Origin of the sequence: Entomomonas sp. E2T0 (assembly GCF_025985425.1) — a bacterium.
Classification (GTDB): domain Bacteria; phylum Pseudomonadota; class Gammaproteobacteria; order Pseudomonadales; family Pseudomonadaceae; genus Entomomonas.
The window spans coordinates 2577097-2600116 of sequence record NZ_CP094972.1 but is presented as its reverse complement, the minus strand read 5'-3'; the positions used below and the strand labels follow the sequence as shown (position 1 = coordinate 2600116).

General features: G+C 35.6%; 13 protein-coding genes and 1 riboswitch. Of the genes, 11 read left to right on the top strand and 2 right to left on the bottom strand.

Features of this window, described 5'->3' with window-relative positions; all coding sequences use genetic code 11:
* Nucleotides 1-140 precede the first annotated feature (140 nt).
* Nucleotides 141-1787: an AMP-binding protein gene (locus MTZ49_RS12480; RefSeq protein ID WP_264745866.1), complete on the top strand. Its 1647-nt coding sequence runs from the start codon at nt 141-143 to the stop codon at nt 1785-1787.
* 155 nt (nt 1788-1942) lie between these two features.
* Nucleotides 1943-3637 (top strand): AMP-binding protein, encoded by a 1695-nt coding sequence (locus MTZ49_RS12475; protein WP_264745865.1) that lies wholly within the window; start codon nt 1943-1945, stop codon nt 3635-3637.
* Nucleotides 3638-3680: 43 nt separating this feature from the next.
* Here the strand turns inward: MTZ49_RS12475 and MTZ49_RS12470 are convergent, their stop codons facing one another.
* The gene (locus MTZ49_RS12470) at nt 3681-4250 is read right to left on the bottom strand and encodes a flavodoxin family protein (RefSeq protein WP_264745864.1); all 570 of its coding nucleotides are present in this window, start codon (nt 4248-4250) and stop codon (nt 3681-3683) included.
* A 336-nt stretch (nt 4251-4586) separates the two neighbouring features.
* Here MTZ49_RS12470 and MTZ49_RS12465 point away from each other — a divergent pair, with 336 nt between their 5' ends.
* On the top strand, nt 4587-5672 hold the full coding sequence (locus MTZ49_RS12465) for a linear amide C-N hydrolase (RefSeq protein WP_264745863.1): 1086 nt from the start codon (nt 4587-4589) through the stop codon (nt 5670-5672).
* Between the two features lie 87 nt (nt 5673-5759).
* Here the strand turns inward: MTZ49_RS12465 and MTZ49_RS12460 are convergent, their stop codons facing one another.
* Nucleotides 5760-6953, bottom strand: a complete 1194-nt coding sequence (locus tag MTZ49_RS12460) for a class I SAM-dependent rRNA methyltransferase (protein ID WP_264745862.1) — start codon at nt 6951-6953, stop codon at nt 5760-5762.
* Between the two features lie 283 nt (nt 6954-7236).
* Here MTZ49_RS12460 and tssI point away from each other — a divergent pair, with 283 nt between their 5' ends.
* The 8 genes from tssI to alkB all read left to right on the top strand — a co-directional run bounded on the left by tssI (nt 7237) and on the right by alkB (nt 22958).
* Entirely contained in the window at nt 7237-12984 is a 5748-nt protein-coding gene (tssI, locus tag MTZ49_RS12455; RefSeq protein ID WP_264745861.1) for a type VI secretion system tip protein TssI/VgrG, read from the top strand.
* Nucleotides 12985-13108: 124 nt separating this feature from the next.
* Nucleotides 13109-14170 carry a PAAR domain-containing protein gene (locus MTZ49_RS15825; RefSeq protein ID WP_413774150.1) on the top strand — a complete coding sequence of 354 codons (1062 nt, stop codon included), beginning with the start codon at nt 13109-13111 and terminating at the stop codon, nt 14168-14170.
* Between the two features lie 221 nt (nt 14171-14391).
* The gene (mutS, locus tag MTZ49_RS12445) at nt 14392-16956 is read left to right on the top strand and encodes a DNA mismatch repair protein MutS (protein ID WP_413774193.1); all 2565 of its coding nucleotides are present in this window, start codon (nt 14392-14394) and stop codon (nt 16954-16956) included.
* A 190-nt stretch (nt 16957-17146) separates the two neighbouring features.
* A riboswitch (cobalamin riboswitch) is annotated at nt 17147-17334 on the top strand.
* Between the two features lie 162 nt (nt 17335-17496).
* The gene (locus MTZ49_RS12440; protein ID WP_264745859.1) at nt 17497-19638 is read left to right on the top strand and encodes a TonB-dependent receptor; all 2142 of its coding nucleotides are present in this window, start codon (nt 17497-17499) and stop codon (nt 19636-19638) included.
* On the top strand, nt 19613-20548 hold the full coding sequence (locus tag MTZ49_RS12435; RefSeq protein ID WP_264745858.1) for an ABC transporter substrate-binding protein: 936 nt from the start codon (nt 19613-19615) through the stop codon (nt 20546-20548). Before MTZ49_RS12440 ends, MTZ49_RS12435 begins: the two co-directional genes overlap by 26 nt.
* Entirely contained in the window at nt 20548-21528 is a 981-nt protein-coding gene (locus MTZ49_RS12430; RefSeq protein WP_264745857.1) for a FecCD family ABC transporter permease, read from the top strand. Before MTZ49_RS12435 ends, MTZ49_RS12430 begins: the two co-directional genes overlap by 1 nt.
* Nucleotides 21525-22262 carry an ABC transporter ATP-binding protein gene (locus MTZ49_RS12425; RefSeq protein ID WP_264745856.1) on the top strand — a complete coding sequence of 246 codons (738 nt, stop codon included), beginning with the start codon at nt 21525-21527 and terminating at the stop codon, nt 22260-22262. The genes MTZ49_RS12430 and MTZ49_RS12425 overlap by 4 nt, the downstream gene beginning before the upstream one ends.
* A gap of 45 nt (nt 22263-22307) precedes the next feature.
* A complete protein-coding gene (alkB, locus tag MTZ49_RS12420; protein ID WP_264745855.1) occupies nt 22308-22958 on the top strand; it encodes a DNA oxidative demethylase AlkB in 651 nt (216 codons plus the stop codon).
* Nucleotides 22959-23020 lie beyond the last annotated feature (62 nt).

The following is a 23020-nucleotide window of genomic DNA, read 5'->3' as shown; positions in this document are numbered from 1 at the left end:
TGAGAACAGGGTAATTGACTAATAATTATAATTTTAGTTTCACACAGTTAGACTTTTTACCTATAGGAATAAAATAAGTTGTTAGGTAAAAATATAGAGACTGGCTAGAAATTTATTTTTCATATAATGGGGGTGGTATTATGGATACTAGCTTCTGGAAGAATAAATACCCAGCAGATGTTGCTTATACAATAGATCCAACGTGTTACAAAAATATTTTGGATGTATTCAGTGCATCCTGCCAAAAATTTGCGCAACAAGCTGCTTTTACTAATGGTAGTTATACCATTAGTTATAGGCAATTAGATACTTTATCCGTGCAACTTGCAGCCTATTTACAGCAATTATCAGGTTTACAGAAAGGTGATAGAATTGCTATTCAAATGCCTAATGTACTGCAATATCCTGTGGTTGTGTTTGCTATTATTCGTGCAGGTTTTGTGGTGGTTAATATTAACCCTTTATATACTGCTCGTGAGATGCTACACCAGTTTAATGATGCAGGTGTAAAGGGTATTATTTGCTTATCAGCTATATTACCTAAATTAGAATCTATAATTGCCAAAACGTCCATTCAGCACATTATTATAACGGAGCTAGATGATTTATATTTATCTTCGTTTCAGCAAATCATCAATTACACATTACCTAATAGTATTCATTTAACACAAGCCTTTATACTTGGCCAGTCATTACCTTTAAAGCAGGTTAATTTACAGCCTGATGATATTGCTGTATTGCAATATACTGGAGGGACTACAGGGGTTGTTAAAGGTGCTATTTTAACACAGCGTAATTTAGTGGCTAATACCTTGCAATGTAAGGCTTTACTAGAAAGGACATTAGAGATAGGTAAAGAAATCGTTATTGCACCATTACCTATGTATCATGTTTATGCCTTTACTATTAATTGCATGGCTTTATTGATGTTAGGTGTCAATAATATCCTGATAACTAATCCAAGGGATACAGCAAAATTAATAGAAGAAATAGCTAAGTTTTCATTTACTGTTTTTATTGGAGTGAACACATTATTTGCCGCTTTATGCAATGATAACCAATTTAGAGAATTGGATTTTTCTCATTTAAAATTAACCATTTCTGGAGGTATGGCTCTACAACCTGCTACCAATACTGCATGGAAAAGAATTACCGATACTGATATTTGTGAAGGCTATGGCTTGACTGAAGCAAGCCCTGTGGTAAGTTTTAACTATGTAGAAAATATCCAATTAGGCTCAATAGGCATGCCTGTTGCTTCTACGCTTTGTAAAGTGGTTGATGACAATGATAATGAACTACCTTTAGGTGAATGTGGAGAGCTTTGTATAAAAGGCCCACAAGTGATGCAAGGTTATTGGAGGCAGCCTGAAGAAACAGCCAAGGTTTTAACCGCCGATGGTTGGCTTAAAACAGGTGATATAGCAGTGATTCAGCCAGATGGATATATGCGTATTATTGATCGTAAAAAAGACATTATTTTAGTATCTGGTTTTAATGTTTATCCTAATGAGCTAGAAAATATTTTGGCAGAATTACCAGGTATAGCTATGACGGCTGCTATTGGTGTGCCAGATCAAAAATCAGGTGAAGCGATTAAGTTATTTACGGTGTTAAAAGAGGGCATTAAATTAACAGAGTCAGATATTATGGCCTATTTGCATGATAATTTGGCAAGTTATAAATGCCCAAAATATTTAGAATTTAGAGAGCAATTACCCGTTACTAATGTGGGTAAAGTATTACGTAGACAGTTAAGAGAACAAGAGTTAAAAAATTATCATTAGACTATTGTATATCATCCCCCTTATGCTATACATTCTTGTATGTTTTTAATAAATTTTACACATCAATAGCATATTCTTATATTAGCTGTGGTAAATTTAATAAAAGTAAAACAATAGTTTTAAAATAATGGTTAATTGAATAGAAGGAAGATGCTATGTATAAGGGGTTTTGGCAGGATAAGTATCCAGAAGTTATTCCAGCTGAGATAGATGTTAATGCCTACAGTAGCGTGCTAGATGTTTTTCACGAGTCGTGTGACAAGTTTGCAGATAAACCTGCTTTTACCAATATGGGGAAAACTTTAACTTATCGTGAAGTAAACCAATTATCAGCACAATTCGCAGCTTATTTGCAAAGTATTCCAGAACTTAATCCTGGTGATCGTATAGCTGTACAACTACCTAATACGTTGCAATATCCTATTATTATATTTGGTATTATTCGTGCGGGTTTTATTGTTGTAAACACCAATCCTATGTATACCCTTAGGGAAATGGAACATCAATTTAATGATGCTGAGGTAAAAGTGGTTATTTGTTTATCCACGACTGCACATATGGTACAAGAGGTTTTACCTCATACAAAAATTAAACATGTCATTGTTAGTGAGATAGGTGATTTTTTACCCCCTATAAAACGATTCATTACCAACTTTATAGTAAAAAATGTTAAAAAACTCGTTAAACCTTATCAAATTACTAATAAAGTATCTTTTAGAGAAGCATTAGCTATAGGAGCGAATAAACCGTTTAAAGAGATTACTCCAAGTCCGGAAGATGTCACTATTTTACAATATACGGGTGGTACTACAGGGATTGCTAAAGGCGCATCATTAACTCATCGTAACCTTGTGGCCAATATGATGCAGTCCAAATATTTTATGGGGGTAGGGCTTTCTGAGGGAACAGAAATTGTTATCTCACCATTACCTTTATATCATATTTATTCGTTTACTATTCATTGCATGGTAGTGATGGTATTAGGTGGCCATAATATTTTGATTACCGACCCTCGAAATCTTAAAGGATTAATTAAAGATGTTGCTAAGTATCCATTTACTGTATTTATTGGTTTAAATACATTGTTTGCTTCACTTTGTAATAATGAGGAATTTAAAAAGCTGGATTTTTCTAACTTAAAACTTTCCTTATCAGGTGGTATGGCATTACAGCCAGCCACTAATGAACGTTGGCAACAATTAACGGGCTGTCAAATTTGTGAAGGATATGGTATGACAGAGGCAAGTCCTGTTATTACTGCCAATCCACCTTTGCCTAATTGGGTTAAAACAGGTTGTATTGGCCTGCCTTTACCTTCAACCCAATGTAAAATTGTTGATAATGAGGGCAATGAAGTACCTATTGGCGAGCGTGGTGAGCTTTGTATAAAAGGTCCACAAGTAATGAAAGGCTATTGGAATAAGCCAGAAGAAACCGCAGAAGTGATTGATAGTGATGGATGGCTACATACAGGTGATATAGCGATTGCCCGTGAAGATGGTTATTTAAGTATTGTTGATCGTAAGAAAGATATGATTGTGGTATCAGGTTTTAATGTTTATCCCAATGAAGTGGAAGATGTGGCTGTACAGATAGAAGGTGTGTTACACACAGCAGCTATTGGTATTCCTGATGAAAAGTCAGGTGAAGCTGTTAAATTATTCATTGTGGTTAAGCCAGACACTGTGTTAACTCGTGATGAAGTAATGAAATATATGAAAAATAACCTTACTGGCTATAAGCGCCCTAAATATATTGAGTTTAGGGATTCTATTCCAATGACTAATGTGGGTAAGGTGTTGCGTAAGGAGTTGCGTGCAGAAGAGTTAAAGAAACTAGCAGAAAAATAAGCACGTTTTATAGGAGAGTTTTTAACTCTCCTATAATTTGAGACTATTTCAATTTGGTAGCAATTTCAGTAACACGTTTACCTAATGCTTTAGCAGCTTCTAAATCACCTTTGTGTGGTGCTTCTTCTGGTGATGCATCAGAAGGAGAGATAGCCATTACACCAATTGAACCACCAGACCAGTTAATATCAGCAGAACTATGTGCTTTGGTGTTAGAAGGTAGTAAACCTAAACCTACCCAAATTTGACCGTGTTGTTGTGCTAAGGTAAATAGATAATTTAAAGTTTGGCCTTTATCACCATTAGCAGAAGCTGAGTTAGTAAAGCCTGCTGCTACTTTATTTTGCCATTGTCTCATAAACCAAATTTTAGAAGTAGCATCAGCAAATTTCTTAAATTGCCAAGCAGGGCCAGCCATGTAAGTGGGGCTACCATAAATAATAGCATCAGCTTTACCAATTTCTTCAAAATCACTTTCTGGTAAATCACCTTCTTGAGAAATAGCATAGAGCTTAACATTTGCACCATTGTCTGCTGCACCTTGTTGTACTGCTTCAGCTAGTTTTTTAGTGTGGCCATAACCACTAAAATAAACAATTGCTACTGTAGTCATATTAAATCCTTATTTATTTGCTTAAGTATATTTTTGGAAAAACATGGTATCTATTTTAAGTGTTTTTTAAATAACAATAAGCCCTTTATATGGATATCATTGTTCCATATATGCAACAAACAAGTCGATATTAACTAGATTATTACTAAATAGTATAAGAAAATCCTTATAAGAAAGAATAGAAAAAAGTGATAAATTTTAACTTACCCCCCCCTCCTATAAGATAATTTTCTTCTTAAGAAAAAAAACTAATAATTAGCTTCGTATGATTTAAAAACCATACTATTTGATCATGAATATTAAGTAGTTACTAACTGGTTATGATGGAGAAATCTGATGAAGCTTTTTAAATTACGTCACCTTAAGTTATATAGTAGCTTTTTAGCTACTTTGGTTTGCTTTATAGCAACCAGTGATGCTTGTACTCGTATAGTTTTTTTAGGTGAGAATCAACAAATAATTACCGCACGTTCTATGGATTGGAAAGATGAAATTGATACTAACTTGTGGATTTTTCCAAGGGGAATAGAACGTAATGGTTTGGTAGGTGAGCAATCAATCAGTTGGCAATCAAAATATGGTAGCGTTATTGCTTCAAGTTATGATGTGGCAACAACAGATGGTGTTAATGAAAAAGGGCTAGTCGCTAATTTATTATGGCTAGCAGAATCAGAGTATTCGACAAAACCTGCATCAGGACATGCCTTATCAATTTCTATATGGGCACAATTTATGCTCGATAACTTTGCAACAGTAGCTGAGGCAGTTACTTATTTACAACAGCATCCATTAACTGTCATGACTGATAATGTTCCAGGTCAAAGTCGTTTGGCAACGTTACATTTATCGTTATCAGATAATACAGGTGATAGTGCAATTATTGAGTATATTAATGGGGATCAAGTGATCCATCATAATCGTCAATATCAAGTAATGACTAACTCTCCAACATATGATAAACAGTTAGAGATGGAAAAATATTGGCAAGATATTGGTGGACTAGCATTTTTACCAGGAACTAATCGTGCGGCTGACAGATTTGCTCGGGCTTCTTTTTATATTAATAGTCTCCCTAAGCAAATAGATGATAATACAGCAGTAGCCAGTGTCTTTAGTGTTATTCGTAATATTTCAGTTCCTTATGGTTTGACAACAGAGGCATCACCAGAGATTTCATCAACAAGATGGCGTACCTTGTATGACCATAAGCGTCGTTTATACTTTTTTGAATCAGCTTTAACTCCGAATGTTTTTTGGACTAATCTAAATCAAATTGATTTTTCAAAAGAAACAGGAACAGTAAAAACGCTAAAGTTAGGGCAAGGACAGCGTAATATCTTTTCAGGCAATGTTAATAGCCAATATAAAGCAAGTGAACCATTTAAGTTTCAAGGTTTAACAGCAAAGCAATTAAGCTATTAAAATTAGCTGATGGTTAGTAGACAGTAAGGAAAATATAAATTTTCCTTACTGTTAGTTCAGGGTAGGTTAATGGATACCCAAAAAAAATTAGTTGGGTAATACGCGACATAGTAATGATTTAATATAGCGTGTTTCCATAATAGCTGGATGCACAGGGTGATCTGGGCCTTGTGAACCACGTTCGATAATTTGCATAAAACGATCATTATGGCGTGCAGCACCTTGCACAATATCTACTAATGTTTCTTCAGCTAAATGCATAGAGCAAGAGGCGCTAACTAACAGACCATCTTTTTCTAATAGCCTAACTGCAAGTTCATTTAGACGATGATAGGCTGCTTGTCCATTTTTAAAATCTTTTTTACGTTTAATAAAAGCAGGGGGATCAGCAACAATAACATCAAACTTCTCATTATTGGCTTTTAACTCTTTCATTGCTTCAAATACATCACCTTCAATACAAGTGATTTTTTCTGCTACTTTGTTTAAGGTAGCATTGCGCTCCACACCATCTAAAGCAAAAGCAGATGAATCTATACAGGTAACATCTGTTGCACCATTAACAGCAGCTTGAATACCCCAGCCGCCAATATAACTAAATAAATCCAAGACACGTTTACCTTTCACATAAGGCATAAGATGGGCGCGATTAAAGCGATGATCATAGAACCAACCTGTTTTTTGACCTTCAAGAATGGGGGCTTCGAAAATGACACCATTTTCTTCTAGAGAGGCCCATTCAGGTACATCACCGTAAGCAACTTCAACATAACTAGGTAATGATTCAGCATTACGAGATGAGCTATCATTTTTCCATACAATACCTTTAGGTTTTAATACTTGAATGAGTGCAGCTTGCACTTCGTCTTTATGTTGTTCCATAGCAGCTGAGTTTAGTTGTGCTACCAGAATATCACCAAAACGATCAACAATAAGACCTGGTAATAAATCTGAGTCACCATATACCAAGCGATAATAAGGCTTGTTAAAAATGCGTTCCCTTAATGATAGGGCTACTTGAATACGATGTACTAATAATGACTTTCCTAATGTATGCTCTGTGTTTCTAGAAATAATTCTTGCACAAATAAGGTTGTTAGGGCTTAACACTACAACACCTAATGGCTTACCTGTTGAATTTTCCAAAATAGCTTGATCACCACTAATAAATCCCTGTAAGGGAGAAACTTGATTATTTATTTCATTGCTATATACCCATAAATGTCCTGCACGGATACGACGGTCAGCATTAGCATTAAGGCGAAGGATTGGTAATGTCATAATTTAACTCGTTAGAAATAAAATTCTTTTAATTTGATAATTTAATTAAAAGCCTATTTATATTATTTAGTGGAACTGTATTCTATGCTGAAAGTACTGTTATAGAGAAGTTTCTTTTTTAAAATATTAATTGAGATTTATTAATCTTCTTATAAAACTAAATTTAACAATTATACTTTAGGTTTATTTATTTTATTAAATTTTGGTGTAATACTTTTTTTAAATTACATAAAAGTATACTTATAAATTATTGTTGTTTTTTATTAAAAGGGAGGGGAATAGCATGTTCCATAATGCTAGTGAGGTTCATTTTGTTCTGGATATTGGGGGAATGGAGAATACAGGCTTACAAGTACTTAGCTTTGATGGCAAGGAAGCAATCAATAAACCCTATCATTTTGAAATTAATTTAATTAATAAAAATGTTAGATTTGATATTACGACATTGTTAAATAGACAAGCATTTCTTGCTTTTACACCAGATAAGAAGAAAGGCATTCATGGAGTTATCGAATCAGTTAGGAGAGGGCCTGTAGGTGGAGAGTATGCAGAGTATCGTATTATTTTGACGCCTAGGTTCAAACATCTTGAAAAACGTTATAATCAACGAATATTTCAACACAAAACCGTACCACAAATTATTTCCCAAATACTGTCTGAATATGGCATTCTAGAAGGGACGCAGCACGAATTTCGTTTGGGGCCAGTTAAATATCCGGAACGAGAATACTGTGTACAATATGATGAAACAGATGCTTGTTTTATCCAGCGCCTTTGTGAAGAGGAAGGTATTCATTATCATTTTGAACATTCATTATCAGATCATAAAATGGTTTTTGGTGATAGTCAGCCCATTTTTCCAAGTCTTGAAGAAGCTATTCGTTATGTAGCTCATAATGGATTTGTAGCAGATAAGCCTGTAATTAAAGCATTTGATGTAAATTTAACAAGCAAAACTAAACGTGCAACCTGGCGTGATTATAATTTTAAAAATACTAAAATTCCTGAAGGACAGGTTGAAGGCAAGCAAAGTATTAAAGCAAATGGTGCTGTAGAGCCTGATATTGAGTTTTATGATTATCCTGGTCGATTTGATAATGGTAATAGGGCAAAGTATTTAGCGAATATTGCTGTTGAAAGATTACGAAAGGATCAAGTATTAGCTGAAGGATATAGTGATGTTCCTGATTTGCATTCTGGTTATTTCTTTTCTATTGATGATCATCCGAGTTTAGATGCAACAGATCCTTGGCTAGTCAATAATATTCGTCACCAAGGGAAGCAGCCACAGGTGCTTGAGGCATATGGTAGTGGGCAAACAGCAAAGCTTAAAAATATTGTAGATGATGATTTTGAATTTATATTTATTGATGATTTTGAGCAAGGTTATCGTAATATTTTTACTGCTACTCCTCGGGATGTAGTATGGCGACCCGCATTAGACCATCAAAAACCAAAAGTATTAGGAGGTCAAACGGCAAAAGTAGTTGGGCCAGAAGGGGAGGAAATTTATTGTGATGAATATGGCCGAGTAAAAGTACAATTTCATTGGGATAGGGAGGGTGATTATAACGAGAACTCTAGTTGTTGGGTTCGTGTGGCAAGTAGTTGGGCACATAATGGTTATGGTGCTGTTACAATCCCTCGTATTGGTATGGAGGTGGTTATTACCTTTCTTGAGGGGGATCCGGATCAACCATTAATTACTGGTTGTATTCACAATGGTACTAATAAATTACCTTATGATCTGCCTGCTAATAAAACAAAATCAGTGTTTAAAACCAATAGCTCTAAAGGTGGTTTAGGTTCTAATGAGCTACGTATTGAGGATAAAAAATTTCAAGAAGAGATTTATATTCATGCACAACGTGATATGAATTTAGAGGTCTTGCATAATCAAACTAATAATGTTGGTAATGATCGTATTCAATTTATCCAAGGCTCAGATCATTTACGAGTTACTAATGAACGTCGAGTTCAAGTTTTAAATGATTTATCTGTTTCAACCAGTAGTAATATGCATATGAAAGCTGATAACAGTTATTTGCTATTGGCTAATAATGAGATTCATCTTCAAGCTGGAAATAAGGTAGTGATCGATGCTGGTAGTGAATTGACTCTGCAAGCTGCAGGTCATTTTATTAAGATTGACGCCAGTGGTGTAAGTAGTAGTCCATTAATCCATTTCGGTGTAGGGGTTCCTGGTGTGGGTACTCCTTGGACTGGTAAATTTCCTAACCCTTTAATCAGACAAGGACAAAAATATTCACCTAATACAGATATACCTCTTCCTAAAATACCTGTTACTCAGCCAATCTTAAATGAAGGCGAGGGTGTTAGTAATAGTATGCACCCACATAGTTTATTAATTGGTTCACCTGTTAATCCTATTTTAGGTTGTAAAGTATTACCAGAAGAAATAGATTTTAAATTAGCCGCACCAATGCCTTTTGTATTTAGCCGTAGTTACAACTCAAGAGATATAAGAGTTGGTAGTTTAGGGCAAGGTTGGTCAATTCCGGCGGAAGGAATAGAGTTAGAGATTAATGAAGAGCAAACAATTGTTATTGATTCGGTCGGGCGTCGTATTCAATTTAGTGGCTTAATGCCAGGCCAAGCAATCTTTTCTGGTAGTGAGCAGTTTTGGATTCGTCGGGGCGGTTATTCTGAGTTAGCCATAGCTTGGGATGATTCTTGGGAGGTGATTCCATCTGAATTACAACAAGATGCTAATTCCTACTTTATATTTTATGATACTGAAGTATTTTTATTTCAGAAAGTTATCAATAAATGGCGCTTACAAACTATTTTTGATCGTAATGGCCATACAACAGAGTTTTATTGGTCAAATCAAGGATTAATTAATACGGTTAAGGATAGTGCAGACCGACTATATGTGTTTTTAAATACAAAATATCCTACATTACATCAAGGGGATTCAGGCTATCGTTTAGACGCAGTGGGATTAATAGATAGTCTAGATTTACAAGGTACACAAATAAATAATCTTAGCCTTGAGTCACCACAAGTAGAGTGGTTAGTAAAGTATGAGTTTTATGAGAATGGAGATTTAAAATTAATTAAAGATTCCAAAGATAATATAGTTCGAATGTTTACTTGGGAAAATCATATTATGGTTTCTCATAGTAAACCAAATGGCCAAACGGTCCGTTATGTGTGGGATGAATATACTGCTCTTGGTAAAGTCATTGAACAAACTGAAAATAAAGGTTTAACACGTTATTACCGTTATTGTGATGATCATACTGAAGTGAGGGATAATTTTAACAGAGTTGAACGTTATCATTTTTCAGGTAAAGAAGGTGCAATACGCTGGACAAAACATGAGCGTTTTGATGGTACTTGTATAGAATATGAATATGATAATTATGGAAGATTAGTAGCAACCACAGACTCATTAGGTAGGAAACAAGTTAATCGAGTAGATGATTATGGTCATGTTACACAAGTTATTCAACCTGATGGGGGGGAATGGCATTACCAATTTGATGTGGTAACAGGTAAACCAAGTAAAGTGAGAGCACCTGAAGGTCAAACAATAGAGATGGCTTATGATAATAAGGGTAATCTAGTCACCTATACGGAAGCTACAGGAGCTATTATAAGCTATCAATACAATAATCCTGATATTCCACATTTACCAAGTGAGATTATTGATGCTAGTGGCGGTATTTCTAAATTGGAATGGAATCAATTAGGGCAATTGGCTAGTTTTACTGATTCAGCAGGAAAGGTAACTAAAAAGCAATATGATTCTATAGGCCGTTTAATCAGCGAAACAAATGCTAAACAGGAAACCACAAAATTTGAATATGATACAAGTGGTCATTTAATTAAAGTACAGTTACCAGATACAACAGAAATTAATTATCAATATAATAACTTGGGTAAATGTGATGCTATTATAAGTGTAGATCAATCAGTAACTCAGTTTGTTTATGATCATTTTGGCAATGTGGTAAAAGTTATTGATCCAGCAAAGCTTGAAATTAACTATACTTATAATGAAAAAGGTCAATTAGTTAGTGTCATTAATCAGAATAATGCAAAAGCTAGTTTTGAGTATGATGAATTAGGACGTATTGTTCAAACTAATAATTTTGATGGTAGTGCAAAATATTATCAATACAATGATGCGGATGAGCTGATAGAGTCCAAAGATTCATCAGGTAGAGTAGTTAATTATAGCTATGATGTTATGGGGCGTTTGGTAGAAAGAAAATTATCTGCTACAGAATCTTGTGGGGAAATTAACGAAATTTTTGTATGGCGTAAAGATGGATTATTAGCCCAAGCTATTAATCCTTTCGTTAAGCTGAATTTTACTTATGACAAAGCTGGTAGGCTTATTCAAGAAGACCAAACACATCTTGAGGATAGCTGGTATTATCAGGTAGATCAAAGTTATGATGTATTAAATAATCCTCAAACAACCATCTATAATAATGCACCCTCTATAGATTGGAACTATTGTGGTAATGGCCATTTACAAAGGTTGCAAGTTGCTCAGATAGAAATGTTATTTGAAAGAGATAATCTCTATCGTGAAGTCAGCCGAAATGTATCGTTTAGTGGAACTAATAGTCCCTTATTTAAAGTACAAACTACCTATAATGAATTAGGGCAGTTAGCAAAATGGGCAATGAGTGGTAATAATCATGATTGGCAAAGACAATATCAATATAATCAACTAGGTTATATCAAACAAATTAAAGACAATTTATTACCTGATGTACTTTATTCTTATGATAACTCTGGACGTCTGATAGAAAGTAAGCATGACCTTGAAAAATATCAATATCACTTTGATCCAGCTGGTAATTGGTGTATACCAAATCAGCAAGAAGAATTAGTAGAAAAAAGAGTACATCAATCCTCGACATTATATGATTTAAATATAGGTAATCGAGATTTTGATGACCTTATAAATATAAATTACCATCCTAATATTCAGAAAAATAAACTAGCTACTAAAGCAAAATGGTTTAATAGCCAAATAACAGAATTTAACGATAACCGCTATCAATATGATGAGCTAGGTAACTTGACTCATATTACCCGTAAAGATGGAAGTCAAATACAACTGCAATATGATGCTTTAAATAGAGTAGCACGGTTTATAAAGCTTAATAATGGTCATATGGAATTATATGCTGATTATTATTATGATCCATTTTCACGTCGTATACGGAAAGTAGTAAAAGCTAATAATGTAACAAATGTAGTACGTTATGGCTGGCATGGTGATAATTTATGTACAGAAGCTAAAGATAATAAAGAAAGAACAATTGTGTATCAACCTAATACGTTTATTCCCATGTTACGTATAGAACACAAGGCTATAAGTGTGCCTATAGAATTACGTCGTAGTCGCCGTCAAATAGAGCAAGCAAATATTGAGTTGCCTAAAGAGTTACAGTTTACCCATGAAGATTTGAGAATAGCTTTCTATCATACAGATCATTTAGGTACACCACTTAGGCTGACTAATGAGTTTGGTGAAGTTCTTTGGTCTGCTAAACCAAATGATTGGAAAGCTATTACTGATCTAGATAGTAAAGTTGAACAACCAATACGTTTTCAAGGTCAGCTAGAGGATGAAGAATCAGGATTCTATTACAATTATCATAGATATTATTTGCCTGAGTTAGGAAGGTATAATTCACAGAATCCAACAAATTGGTCAAATATTAGTAACCTGTATCAATATCCACATAATCCTATTAATGAAGTTAATCCAATAGGCGTGGGAGATGCTTTATGTGTTAATGTTAAAAACCATCATTTAGTTATTAATCATAGTGGTTTAGATTTAATTAATACAACTTTAACAGTCAGTGCTGAGCATGTAACTTCAAAAAATCTTAAAACCATAAAAAGTGAAAACTATATTTATTTTGAGGAAAAACTCAAAGCTTTAAGATTCAGACATAAAAAGAAAAAACAAACTATTAAACACTATAAACGGAATGTAAGTACATGCTGGCAAAAGCATGTTAATTCTAATTGATAGTGAATAAGTACTTATTAACTAACTATAGGCTATACAGGTTTGTATCGGTATTTATCTTTATAGTTGGTTAATAAATATATGAAATAGTTATTAATACTTATAGAAATCTTGGAGTGTCTGTATGCTAAGTTTAAAAGCATTAGCGACTATACTAGCAAGTATAGTTTTAATTACCTTGGCCATTGTTGTTACGCCACCTGCAATAGTTATAGCTATTTTAATTGGAATTGTTGCAATTGATACATTAATTTTATTAGCTATATTAGCAGTACCACCTGCAATATTAATAGCGGCGGTATCTACAGTAATAGGTGTATTAGTTTTAGCTACTATTATTGTAATTGGAGCTTATGGCATTGTTATTGCCCCACCTGCAATTGTTGTGATTGCAGCCATCGCTTTATTAATAGCGTTAGCTATAGCAATATCTTTACTGTTACCAGGATTGAGCATACCCCTTGCGTTAGTTTTATTGGCTGCGGCCGCTTTATTAGCTTTACTGGTATTAATTGCAGTGACTGTACCACCAGGTATTGTGATTCTGGCTTTGATTTTATTAGTGGCTTTGTTGCTTGTTGCGACCCTAATTTTACTAGCAGCTTATGCTCTAATTTCTGCTATTGTAGCCATTATTTTAATTGCTGCGGCAGCTTTGATTATTTTAGTTTTATTAGCAGCTTTGGCAATTTTGGCTGCTCCGTTGGTTATTTTATTAGCCGCTATTGTTGTTTGTGTCGCTATAACAGCTTTAATAATAGCAGCGATTTTAGCTAAAATCGCTGCCGCTGCCGCTACTGCAGTTGTTGCAAAAGCTGCCGTTACTACCGCTGCAGCTGGTGCAGTAATAGGTGCTGTTGCTCTTCCGCCATTGGTAGCTGGTGCTGCAGTTTTGGTTGGTGCCGCAGCTGGTAAGAAATGTATAAAACCTGTTATTTTATTGGGAGATCGTACAGATCATGGTGGTAAAGTTATTACAGGTTTATCAGGATGTGAATATAAAGGACAGCCTGTAGCTTGTGTTGGTGATTTAGTAGACTGTCCTAAATGTGATGGTGTTTACCGCATAGTAGAGGGATCAGGTTGCCTAGATCATAAAGGTGTTCCTGTAGCTGTTGAGGGGATGAAAACAGGTTGTGGAGCAAAATTGATAGCAAGTCAATATGATTATGCTATGTTTGAATAAGTTAATTTAACATGAGTTCTCATAGTCCATAAATTGTTTTATGGATTATGAGTTTCTTATTTATAAGTGTAAAAATAAAAAGATCTTTGTTTTTAAAATCATTTATAATTTCTTAATTGTTATCTATGGTATTAGTCTATACTAAACAGTTCAAATCATAACTAGCGAATAAAAATGGTTTTCTATTAATGGATAAAATCGATTTCTCTTCACATACTCCTATGATGCAACAATACTTAGGGATAAAACAGGACTATCCAAGTCAATTATTGTTTTATCGAATGGGAGATTTCTATGAGCTATTTTTTGAAGATGCCAAAAGAGCTTCTAAGCTACTAGATATTACCTTAACGGCTCGTGGTAATTCAGCAGGTAATCCCATTCCTATGGCTGGTGTACCTTTTCATTCGGTAGAAGGTTATTTAGCTAAATTGGTAAGGCTTGGGGAATCTGTCGTTATCTGTGAACAGGTGGGAGATCCTGCTACCAGTAAAGGGCCTGTAGAGCGTAAAGTAGTTCGTATTATTACCCCTGGTACAGTAACAGATGAAGCGTTATTAGAAGATAGAAGAGATAATTTATTAATTGCTGTACTGGGTGATGAAAAATGCTTTGGTATAGCTGTATTAGATATTGCTAGTGGTCGTTTTTCTGTTCAAGAGTTACAAGGATGGGACAGTTTATTAGGAGAGTTAGAAAGATTAAATCCTGCTGAACTGTTGTATCCAGACGATTGGCCTATGGGCTTACCGATTGAAAAACGTAAGGGAGCACATCGTCGGCCGATTTGGGATTTTGATAGAGATACTGCTTTTAAAGGACTCTGTGAGCAATTTGGCACACAAGATCTAGCAGGGTTTGGTTGTCAACATTTAAAGTTAGCTATTGGTGCGGCAGGTTGTTTACTTATCTATGCGAAAGAAACGCAACGTACAGCGTTACCCCATATTCAGGGGCTTCACCATGAGCGTATAGAAGACAGCGTAATTTTAGATAGTGCAAGTAGACGCAATTTAGAAATAGATACTAATCTCAATGGTGGTTTAGATAATACCCTGTTAGCAGTACTAGATCGTTGCCAAACAACCATGGGAAGTCGTTTACTGGCTCGATGGTTAAATAAGCCGTTACGCCAAATTAACGTTATTCAATCAAGACAAGCGGCTATTGCTTGCTTATTAGATAACTATTGTTTTGAACCTATCCAGCCACTATTAAAAGAAATAGGGGATATGGAGCGGATATTAGCTAGAATAGGTCTACGTAATGCGAGACCAAGGGATTTAGCTAAACTACGTGATTCACTGATCATTTTGCCTGCGGTACAAGCAAAAGTAACCTGTTTAGAAAATAGCAAATTACAAAAGCTCACTCAATATATTACAGAGTACCCTGAGTTATCAGCTACCTTACAAAAAGCTATTATTGAAAATCCACCCGTGGTAATTCGTGAGGGAGGCGTATTAGCAGAAGGATATGATCAAGAGCTAGATGATCTGCGCAATATCAGTGAAAATGCAGGTCAATACTTAATGGATTTAGAAGTTCGGGAAAAAGAAAGAACAGGTATAGCCACCTTAAAAGTAGGGTATAACCGTGTTCATGGATATTATATTGAAATTTCTAAAGTTCAAGCTGGTAATGCTGAAATTCCCGTTGACTATATTCGTCGGCAAACTTTAAAAGGTGCCGAGCGTTATATTACTCCTGAGTTAAAAGAGTTTGAGGATAAAGCACTATCTGCTAAGAGCCGTGCTTTAGCCAGAGAAAAAGCACTTTATGATGAGTTAATAGAAAAGCTTATTCTACAATTACAGCCATTACAGAAAACAGCAGAGGCGGTAGCAAAATTAGATGTACTCTGTAATTTAGCAGAGCGGGCATTAAACCTAAATTTAAATTGCCCTGAATTTGTAGAAGAAACAGGTATCGCTATTGAACAGGGTCGCCACTTAGTTGTAGAGCAAGTGCTTGATACTCCCTTTGTAGCTAATGATCTTACATTAAATGATCAAACCCGAATGCTGGTTATTACAGGGCCTAATATGGGTGGTAAATCTACCTATATGCGACAAACAGCGTTAATTGTATTATTAGCTCATATTGGTAGTTATGTGCCTGCACAAACTTGTAAACTTTCCTTAGTAGATAGGATTTTTACTCGTATTGGCTCAAGTGATGATTTGGCGGGCGGTCGTTCTACCTTTATGGTGGAGATGACAGAAACAGCTAATATTTTACACAATGCCACTGAGCAAAGTTTAGTATTAATGGATGAGGTAGGGCGTGGCACCAGTACTTTTGATGGGCTTTCATTAGCATGGGCGGCAGCTGAATATTTAGCTAAACTAAAAGCTTTCACCTTATTTGCAACGCATTATTTTGAGTTAACTACCTTACCGGAAACTCTAGCAAATGTAGCAAATGTTCATCTTAAAGCCGCAGAATATAACGATACTATTGTGTTTTTGCATCATGTAATAGCAGGGCCAGCTAGTCAAAGTTATGGCTTGGCAGTAGCCAAATTAGCAGGTGTACCACAAGCTGTAATTAATAGGGCAAAAGACCATTTAGCTAAGTTGGAAGCTACTGCTATAGATACGACTGTTGCTAGTCAAACATTAGTAAATAATATCGAAGCTACTGTTGCAACACCTATTCAGGCGGACTTATTTAGTACGCCAACTCACCCAGTCATAGAAGAGTTGGCAATGATTAATCTAAATGAGTTAACACCTTTCAAAGCCTTAGAATTATTATACGGATGGCAAAAGAAAATTAAGTAGTTTTAATTAGGATAAGCAATGGTGAATACAGCCGTTCCATTGCTTTGTTCTTTAGAAATCTACCATCATAAATTTATCATTACTATATAAATAATTGAACTATATTATTGATAATACTAACCTATTAAAAATACTTAAATTGATTTTATACAACACTATTGAAAATAATAATGTGTATTATTATTCAAAGTCTGTATTTAAATAATGAAGTGTTTATAGGTTAAGTATAAATAACTTCGGAAGTGAGGTGTAATTCCTCCGCAGCCCCCGCTGCTGTAATGCTGACGAACCTGAGTAAGCTCACTGGATATTAATCTGGGAAGAGTCAGGTGAGGATGAGGCTAAGCCAGAAGACCTGTTTAAATACCTTGATTTTTTCTTCGGTGGGAAGGAAAGCAATAATTTTTATTATAATCACTTGCTGTATAGGTGATTATAATGCTATTGATTGCCTTAAGAGCCTGCCTGTTTACAGTCAGGCTTTTTATTTTATAAAAATACCTACCTTTTGCATTATTGTTATAGCTAAAGGTAAAGAATATGATACTTAAAAGAGTAGTTATTATTGGGGTAATGGGAATATGTTCTACACCATTAATGGCAGAGGAGACCAAACGGGAGGATGATTTATTAATTTTAGATCCAGTTATTGTTACTGCTTCGGCACGTTACGAGGATTTAAAAAGTGCTACCTCAACCGTACAAGTTATCGATCAAGCACAGATAGCACGCTCTAGTGCGTCTGATTTGACCAGTTTATTGGCTGAGAATGCAGTAGGCTTTTTTAGTGAATGGACGCCAGGGCAAACATCAATCAATATTCGTGGTGCATCTACTGATGGACAGGGCAAAGATTTTAAAAGCCAAGTTTTAGTGCTAATCAATGGTCGTAGGGCAGGCACAGCCAACTTATCTAAGTTATCACCCAGTGATGTGTATCGAATTGAAATTGTTCGTGGCCCCGCCTCAGTTATCTATGGTAGCCAAGCCATTGGTGGGGTTATCAATATCATTATGAAAAATGGTCATAACACCAAAGGCGGCAAGGTTACTTTAAAAGGAGGCTCCTTTGGGCTAGCGTATGGGCATGGCGAATATGGTTGGCAAAGCGAAGATGGACAGTTTACTGGCTATTTTGGTTTCAATAGCGCTACCCAAAATGATTATGATGCTGGTCAAGGTGGTGGTAAGCAGCATAATACCAGTTGGAAACGACATGGTTTTACAGGTGCTTTTAGCTGGCAGCTTGATGAAACTAATTTAGTGGATTTATCCGTACGTAAAGATGGTGTTTATGATGTAGGTTTTCGTGGTTCAGCCGCTAACTATCATGCAAAAGAAGATCGTTATAATAAATCAGCGGATCTTATTTGGAAACATGGCACTGATAGTGATCGACTCCGCTGGAAACTACATAATTATTGGTTTGAAGATGTTGATGATTTTAAATGGGCGTCCCCAAGTACAGCAGGTACTAGCCTTGACCATAATAAACGTAAATTAAGTGCAGTAGGACTTAAGTTTCAACCAGAGGTTGATTTAACCAGTAGCAATACCTTGTTATTAGGTGCCGATCTAGAAAAGAATAAATTGCGTTCTACACGTTATAGAGTTGGCTTAAATGGTGCGCCAATGACTCAAGTATCGCCTTATGACAATAATCAAAGAGAAAAAATGTATGCTTTATACTTTGAAGATGCTCAACGATTTCTTGATGATCGGTTAGTTTTTAAAGCAGGTGCTCGTTATACAGATGGTAAAACCTATTATGATAGAACACCTTATCTGCAAAATCAGCAAACTGGTTCTACCCATTATTATAAAACTACTTGGAGTACAGGATTAAACTTTCAAGCCACCGATTGGCTAAATTTAAAAGCCAGTATGGGGACTGGATTTAGAGCACCTACAGCATCAGAGTTGGGTGCAGATTATACCACTTTAGCTGGTTCACAAATTTATGGTACACCAGGACTTAAGCCAGAAACCAACAAACAGTATGAATTAGGAGCTGTTTTTTCAGGTGATAGCTGGTTGGTAGATGTGGTTTACTTTGAGAATAAAATTAAGGATCGTATTATTACCAAGCCACGTAGTAACACCAGTAATATATCAGATTATGTCAATAATCCTGATGATGTGGTCGTAAGAGGGATAGAAGTAAACAGCCGCTTTATGATGCATGAGTTACTAAGTTGGCAGAATAATTGGCAATGGAATGTCGAGGCAAACGGTGCTTGGAATTTCCATATGGAAGATAAAGGAGCGAAAGATCGCAATACTGATAAAGTACAACGTATGTATCAGTATCAAGCATCGATAGCCAATAGATTTGGACAAAGGGAAGTAGCTTATCCTTGGTTTATTCAAGTAACAGGAATTTTACGTGGTCCTATGTGGTATGATACTGAAGAGCGTTTAATCGCTGGTGCTGAACCGTATCGCAATTATATTCACCGTAAGTCACCTTTTATGGTGTGGAATATAAAAGGTGAGGTAGAGGTTTATAAGAATTTAACTGTATTCGCTGAAGTAAATAATCTATTTGATAAAAACCAACATCCTATTTTTATCGCTATTGATAAAAAGCCTTATATTCTAGATCCTGCTGCTTCTAATGGTGGGTTAGGTACTTCAATGATGGGTAGAGCAGTATATGTGGGCAGTACCTACCGTTTTTAAATGGTCTAAGTTGTTGCTAGTTGGGGTGCTGTGGTTAAGTAGTTATTCCAACTATGCCGCAGATTTTCCAGTACAAGTAGTTGATGCTATGGGGCGAACTGTGGTTATGCAACAAGCTCCACAACGTATTGTTACAGTATTTTCTTCTAATACAGAAATAGTGGCAGCTTTAGGATTAAGTAAACTAATTATAGGAATTGATGGTTATACTTATTATCCTGATAGTATTAAAGATGTGCCAAAAATTGGTGGGCGATTGGGGTTTTCATTAGATAGTATAGTGGCACAAAGTCCTGATCTAGTAATTATGACTCCCGCTCGGCAAGCTACCCATCAGCTTATTCCTGCACTAGATAAACTAGGTGTAACTAGTCTAGTAGTTAATGGTGGTTCGATTGATACTATTCTGCAAAATATCTTATTAATTGCCAAAATTACAGGTGTACCCAAAACAGGTGAACAGCTTGTTGCTTCAATACAGCAAAGATTAAAAGCTGTGTCAAAATTATCCCATTGTCCTAAGGTGATATTAATTACAGGCAGAGTAGGTAATGGCTTATTGCTAGTAGCAAGGCGTTATGCTTCTTCAGTAAATGCTTATACTGCAGATATTGTACTTAAGGCAGGTGGTTGTTTAGTGTTGGATGAAAATAGTTCTGTATTACCCCAGTTAAATCAAGTATCGCCAGAAGTTATTTTAGCAACTGATCCTGATATTATTTTATTTGCTGGCAGTGATACAGAGTTAGCAGAATTAAGTAAAGGTGTAGTGGGGTGGGGTGAGTTGAAAGCAGTTAAAACAGGTTTTGTAAGAGCTGTTTCACGCGCGGAGTTATTAATTTCTGGGCCACGAGTTATCGATGGTGTGGAATCACTGTCTACAATTTTTCAACAATGGGATAAGCAATAATGAAGTTATACGGTAAATTGCTTATTTGTTTGTTACTCACTATAACACTAGCTATTTGTGCAGGTCATACATGGGCTAATCCTATAGAAATTATGCAAGCATTAATGGGTGATAATTCTCTTTCTGCTCGTTTACTAGCACAGTGGCGTTTGCCTAGAGTATTGACCTCTGCCTTAGTAGGTGGTTTGTTGGGATTGAGTGGCGCTATTTTTCAGGGAGTATTTCGTAATCCGCTAACCGAACCTTGGTTATTAGGTGCATCGGGTGGTGCCGCAGTGGGTGCTACTATTGCTTTATTAGTTCCATTAGCAATCCCCATGGCTATTAGCCTACCCTTATTTTCTTTTGTTGGCGCTTTTGCCACTATTTTATTAGTGTTAAGTATTGCAAGGTTAACGGGTTCGTTAGATGTTACTACCTTATTATTAACAGGTGTTGCCATTAGTGCCATGTTAAGTGCGATACGTTCGTTTTTAATGATGTCGCTTTCTAATGAAACTATTAGTTTGCAAGTAGTTTTAAGTTGGCTTATGGGGGGTATTCAGACTCCCAGTTGGACAGGGCTTATTATTGCCACTGGTCTTTTTATAATGGGTTTAGTTATTGCATTACGCCTAGCCCATGGCCTAGATTTATTAGGGTTGGGTGAAAATATGGCTACCACAATGGGATTATCCGTTAATCGTTTTATTCTCTTAGCATTATTAGTGGGTTCTGCTATTACTGCTTGTGCTGTAGCCTTAGGTGGCATTATTGGTTTTGTTGGCTTAGCGGCACCTCATATAGCGCGTTGGTTAAGTGGTAGCCAACATAAACGATTATTACCACAAGCAACTATTATTGGCGCTATTTTAGTAACTTTAGCAGATGCCTTAGCGCGTAGTTTACTATCACCAGGAGAAATTCCTTTAGGGGTAATTACAGCTATTGCAGGCACACCTTTATTTATTGTGCTATTAGCTAGGCGGAATAAACGATGATTGATATCGCCAATTTAGCCATTAGCTATGGTAATAAAACCATCCTCAATATAGAGTCACTACAATTAGCTGAGCAGGGTGCTATCGCTTTAATTGGTCCTAATGGTTCAGGAAAAACGACTTTAATAAAGTGTTTGACAGGTATTCAAGAAATTAATGTAAATGCTAGGCTATTACTTAATAATAAAGTTTTTACTAAATACACTAATAAGCAGCGAGCACAATTGTTAGGTTATATTCCGCAGAGCTTTAATCCCTGTTGGAATCAGACAGTTTTGGAATTGATTAGCCTTGCGGCAAGCCGCAATGTGGTTTCACAACAAGTAATTACCAATACTTGTCAGCAGTTTGAGTTAGAAACTTTATTGGATAGTCATTGGGATATTTTGTCAGGGGGGGAACGAGCTAGGGTATTAGCTGCAATGGCTTTAATGGGTAATCCTCCTTTATTAGTAGCTGATGAGCCTGGTGCTGCCTTAGATATTAAACATCGTCTACAATTAGTTGAACAGCTCGTAGAGTATGGTAAACAGCAACTAGCCATTATTTGCTTGCATGAGTTAGATTTAGTTTTTCGCTACTTTAAAAAAGTCATTCTACTAAATAAGGGAGAAGTAGTTTTTTATGGTAGTACTGATCAGCTTATTAATAATCCATTATTAGATCAAACTTTTGGGGTTACGTTTAAGCGAGTTCAGCATGGTGAGAGGTATGTTTTATACCCTGAGTTATAGTTTTCTTGTAGACAAACAAGAAAATAAAAGTGTATGTTAGCGTAGATGATAACAGATGATTTATTTGAAAATGATGAGGAACTTAATCAAATAAGATTAGGTGAAGGGACACTACTAATTCGTCATTTTATTAATGAGTATACTGCTGAAATCATTACTGAAATAGAGACAATAACCAAACAAGCTCCCTTTAGAAAAATGTTAACACCCAATGGTCATAAAATGTCAGTGGGTATGACTAATTGTGGGAATGTTGGTTGGGTAACTGATTTAAAAGGTTATCATTATAGTCAACAAGATCCGATCACTCAGCGCCATTGGCCTAATATGCCTAGTTTATTTAGAGAGTTAGCTGTACAAGCAGCAGGTTTAGCAGGTTATCCTAATTTTCAACCAGATGGTTGTCTAATCAACCGCTATCTTATAGGAAGTAAATTATCACTTCATCAAGATAAAGATGAGAAAAATTTAAATGCACCTATTGTTTCTTTTTCTTTAGGTATTCCAGCTACTTTTCAGTGGGGTGGGTTAAAACGAACGGATCAAACAGAAAAACTCGTATTATCCCATGGAGATGTTTTAGTGTGGGGTGGAGTGGATAGATTGCGATTTCATGGTGTGTTACCTATTAAGAGCAATAATCATCCATTACTGGGTGAGCAACGTATTAATATTACATTTAGGCAGCTCAGCTAATAGCCTAACTACTTATTAAAAATGTTATAATCGAAAAATTGATTATAATAATATAACTAAAA

Excerpts from the sequence above, each read along its gene's own strand:
- MTZ49_RS12475 (WP_264745865.1), top strand. The coding sequence starts at position 1,943 with ATGTATAAGGGGTTTTGGCAGGATAAGTATCCAGAAGTTATTCCAGCT.
- MTZ49_RS12470 (WP_264745864.1), bottom strand. The coding sequence starts at position 4,250 with ATGACTACAGTAGCAATTGTTTATTTTAGTGGTTATGGCCACACTAAA.
- MTZ49_RS12440 (WP_264745859.1), top strand. The coding sequence starts at position 17,497 with ATGATACTTAAAAGAGTAGTTATTATTGGGGTAATGGGAATATGTTCT.
- mutS (WP_413774193.1), top strand. The coding sequence starts at position 14,392 with ATGATGCAACAATACTTAGGGATAAAACAGGACTATCCAAGTCAATTA.
- MTZ49_RS12480 (WP_264745866.1), top strand. The coding sequence starts at position 141 with ATGGATACTAGCTTCTGGAAGAATAAATACCCAGCAGATGTTGCTTAT.
- alkB (WP_264745855.1), top strand. The coding sequence starts at position 22,308 with ATGATAACAGATGATTTATTTGAAAATGATGAGGAACTTAATCAAATA.
- MTZ49_RS12465 (WP_264745863.1), top strand. The coding sequence starts at position 4,587 with ATGAAGCTTTTTAAATTACGTCACCTTAAGTTATATAGTAGCTTTTTA.
- MTZ49_RS15825 (WP_413774150.1), top strand. The coding sequence starts at position 13,109 with ATGCTAAGTTTAAAAGCATTAGCGACTATACTAGCAAGTATAGTTTTA.
- MTZ49_RS12425 (WP_264745856.1), top strand. The coding sequence starts at position 21,525 with ATGATTGATATCGCCAATTTAGCCATTAGCTATGGTAATAAAACCATC.
- MTZ49_RS12460 (WP_264745862.1), bottom strand. The coding sequence starts at position 6,953 with ATGACATTACCAATCCTTCGCCTTAATGCTAATGCTGACCGTCGTATC.
- MTZ49_RS12435 (WP_264745858.1), top strand. The coding sequence starts at position 19,613 with ATGTGGGCAGTACCTACCGTTTTTAAATGGTCTAAGTTGTTGCTAGTT.
- tssI (WP_264745861.1), top strand. The coding sequence starts at position 7,237 with ATGTTCCATAATGCTAGTGAGGTTCATTTTGTTCTGGATATTGGGGGA.
- MTZ49_RS12430 (WP_264745857.1), top strand. The coding sequence starts at position 20,548 with ATGAAGTTATACGGTAAATTGCTTATTTGTTTGTTACTCACTATAACA.